Raw genomic sequence first — 3,390 nt, 5'->3', positions numbered from 1 at the left:
GCCATGCTCTTCGTCGCGTTCGTTGCGGGCACCTGACTTGACCCAGGCACCAAGGGCAACCGATTCGATGCTTTGAAGGGTTTCGGTGGCGACTGTCAGGCCGTTCGACAGACGGCTTACCTCAACACCCATATGGCTACTACTCCCTAACGCGCCGCCCGCGCGCGGCGGCCGACGTAATCTTCCACCATTTTCAGGTCGGATGGAAGTACCGTGTATTTTTCCTCCGATGTCATCAACCCACCTAGCCATGCGGGCAGTGCGGGCGAGACGCCGCTGGCGGCTTCGACGGCGGCGGGGAATTTTGCTGGATGGGCGGTGCCAAGCACCACCATCGGCACCGCGCCTGAAGCCTTGCCCGCCGCCACATGCACGGCTGCCGCGGTGTGCGGATCGAGCAGGTAGTTGCTGCCGGCGAGCGTCGAACGGATGGTGGCGGCGACTTCGTCCATGGTTGCGCGGCCGGCGTCGAATTCAGACCGCATCCCAGCGATTTGCTGCGTTTCGATGGTGAAAGCGCCAGACTGCTTGAGACCGTCCATGTAGCCCCGCACGGTCGCGGCGTCACGGTTGGAAGCCTCGAACAGCAGGCGTTCGAAATTGGACGACACCTGGATGTCCATCGACGGCGAAGTGGTCGCAAAGACGCCCTTGGTGCGGTATTCGCCGGTTGCGAAAGTGCGCGCCAGGATGTCGTTGTCGTTGGTGGCGATGATCAGCCGCTCGATCGGCAGGCCCATCTTCTTGGCGGCATAGCCGGCGAAGATATCGCCGAAATTACCTGTCGGCACCGTGAAGGAGACCGGCCTGTCCGGCGCGCCCAGCGACAGCGCCGAGGAGAAATAATAGACGATCTGGGCCATGATGCGGGCCCAGTTGATCGAATTGACGCCCGACAGCGCAACCCGGTCGCGAAAGCCGTGATCGTTGAACATGTCCTTGAGCAGGCCCTGGCAATCGTCGAAATTGCCTTCGATCGCCAGCGCATGAACATTTTGCGCGGTCGACGTCGTCATCTGCCGCTGCTGCACCGGCGAGACGCGGCCATGCGGGAAAAGGATGAAGATGTCGGTGCGGCTGCRCCCGGCAAAGGCATCGATGGCGGCGCCGCCGGTATCGCCCGAGGTGGCGCCGACGATGGTGGCGTGCTGGTCGCGTTCGGCAAGCACATGGTCCATCAGCCGGGCCAGAAGCTGCATCGCCACGTCCTTGAAGGCGAGAGTCGGCCCGTGGAAGAGTTCCAGGATGAAGGTGTTGGGGCCGGTCTGCACCAGCGGGCAGACGGCCTCGTGGCGGAAGGTGGCATAGGCTTCGCGGACCAGGCGCTCGAAGACGGGCGCCGGGATTTCGTCGCCAAGGAAGGGCGACAGCACGCGGATTGCGAGATCAGGATAGGCAAGGCCGCGCATGGCGCGGATCTCGGCAGCGGAAAACTGCGGCCACTCGCGCGGCACGTAAAGCCCGCCGTCACGCGCCAGTCCAGCCAGCACAGCGTCGGAAAATCCAAGCACGGGCGCTTCGCCGCGGGTACTCACATAGTGCATGTCACAAATCCGTTACCGCTGGGTTTTCCGTTCACCACAAGGTGGTTAATTTCTGCGCTGGCTCAGTCGCATTTTTGCCGCGCGGTTGATATACGTCACCAGCTTTGCGAGAGGGAAGTGCAGTTTCATGGCGTTTCGTACATTCAGTGGCCGCTTTTTGGCGGGTCTTGCGCTTACCGGCTTTATGCTCGCCGCCGCCGGCTGCCAATCGAGCGACAATGGCATCCTGGACCTCGGCTTCGGCAAGAAGGATCCGACAGCGCCGCCGCCGCCACAGGATCCCAAGGTCCTGTCTAGCCAGTTGCAGGCCTATTGCCCCAGAGTGACGGTGCGCGACGGCACGGCCTTCTTCAACACCTATGCCAAGGGCGTGCAGAAGCCCAAGTCGAAGCCCATGCGCAAGCCGAGGAACCAGGCCGAGGCCGAGCAGCAGGCGCAGGAGGCACAGGCCGCGGCCGACGCGGCCGCGACCGCGCCCGACGAGTCTGCGAACATCATCTACCAGGCGTCGATCAGCGACGTGACCCGTGATTGTCTGCGCGCCAACGGGCAGTTGACGATGAAGATCGCGGTCGCCGGCAAGGTTGTGCCCGGACCGAAATTTTCCCCCGGCACCATCACCATGCCGATCCGTATCGCGGTGATGCATGGCACGGATGTTCTCTACTCGCAGATCCATCCGTATCAKATCCAGGTCACCGACCCGTCGGTCGCGACGCAGTTTGTCTTCACAGATTCCAATGTCGTCGTGCCCGAACCGTCGGCGCAGGACTATCAGGCCTTTGCCGGATATGATGAAAACGCGCCGAAGGGGACGACGGACAAGCCGAAGAAGAATCACAAGAAGAAGGCTGTCGCGACGAACTAGTCTCGCGTCGAGACGCACGTCTCTCAGGCGTCAGCCGACCACTCCGACAGCGCGGCGATCACGCTTTTCAGCTCCGCCCAGCGCCGAATGACCGTCTCGGCGCCGGCTTCCGTCAAGGCGTCGGCATGACCGGGATAGCTGTGGCCGGCGCCGGTGAAGCCGATCACGCGCATGCCGGCCGTCCTGGCGCCGTGGACGCCGTGCACGGAATCCTCGATGACGAATGTGTTCGCCGGCTTGGCGTTGAGTTTCTCCGCAGCGAACAGGAACACGTCGGGCGCCGGCTTGGTCTTCTTGCTTGGTATCTCCAGGGCCGAGAAGATCCGGCCGGTGAAAAACGGCAGCAGGTGCACCTTCTCCAGCATGAATTCGATCCGCTCGGAGCGCGAATTCGAGCAGACGCAGTGCGGAGCGGTGACCGCGGCGACCGCCTCGCGCACGCCGTCGATGGCGCGGACGTCGCTGCGCAATTTGCGATCGACGAGGTCTTCGGCGCGGTCGATCAGCGAGGCCTGGAACGGGATGCTGGACTTCTCCTCGACCCGCATCATGATGTCCTTGAAGGTCAGTCCGGCGTAGGTCTCGGCGAGTTCCTCAGCCGATATTTCGTAGCCGGCCAAGGTCAGCAGTTCCGCCTCGACCCGCGCGGCGACGATTTCGGAATCGACGAGCACGCCGTCGCAATCGAAGATGACAAGGTCTGGCTGGGGCATGGTGATCCGGACGGTTGGGAGAAGGAAGGGCCAGGGAAGGCTCAGGCGRCGCGGCATACACCAACAGGGCCGCCTTCGCAAATTTGGAGATCCGCGGTGGCCTTCACCGAATATTTACGCTGATCGGTAACCATAACAGAGAGTAAAACTGTAACGCGTGCCTCGGGTGTCAGAATGTCTGCCGTGCGTCTTCTCGACGAGCTATCCCACGCCCCCCAGCAATCCGAATGGCTGGACACGATCCTCAAGGGTGACTGCGTTGCCG

Annotated in this window: 3 protein-coding genes and 1 pseudogene; 1 reads left to right on the top strand and 3 read right to left on the bottom strand. The window is 62.7% G+C overall.

Features of this window, described 5'->3' with window-relative positions; genetic code table 11:
- Together ACXJ7R_RS27965 and thrC are read right to left on the bottom strand one after the other, a co-directional pair.
- A pseudogene (locus tag ACXJ7R_RS27965) lies at window positions 1–132 on the bottom strand (insulinase family protein); the annotation flags it as partial.
- Between the two features lie 14 nt (window positions 133–146).
- Window positions 147–1,544, bottom strand: a complete 1,398-nt coding sequence (thrC, locus tag ACXJ7R_RS27960; RefSeq protein WP_457154651.1) for a threonine synthase — start codon at window positions 1,542–1,544, stop codon at window positions 147–149.
- 127 nt (window positions 1,545–1,671) lie between these two features.
- On the opposite strand from thrC, the gene ACXJ7R_RS27955 reads away from it, so the two are divergent.
- Window positions 1,672–2,412, top strand: a complete 741-nt coding sequence (locus tag ACXJ7R_RS27955) for a hypothetical protein (protein WP_457154650.1) — start codon at window positions 1,672–1,674, stop codon at window positions 2,410–2,412.
- Window positions 2,413–2,435: 23 nt separating this feature from the next.
- Here the strand turns inward: ACXJ7R_RS27955 and ACXJ7R_RS27950 are convergent, their stop codons facing one another.
- Complete coding sequence (locus ACXJ7R_RS27950) at window positions 2,436–3,125, bottom strand: HAD family hydrolase (protein WP_457154649.1); 690 nt, start codon at window positions 3,123–3,125, stop codon at window positions 2,436–2,438.
- Between the last annotated feature and the right edge of the window lie 265 nt (window positions 3,126–3,390).

The organism is Mesorhizobium sp. P5_C1, assembly GCF_054049815.1.
Note: the sequence above shows the minus strand (reverse complement) of the source record. Positions and strands in the feature narration are given on the sequence as shown.

Bases quoted from the DNA above. Each gene is read 5' to 3' on its own strand.
- ACXJ7R_RS27950 (WP_457154649.1), bottom strand. From the start codon at position 3,125: ATGCCCCAGCCAGACCTTGTCATCTTCGATTGCGACGGCGTGCTCGTC.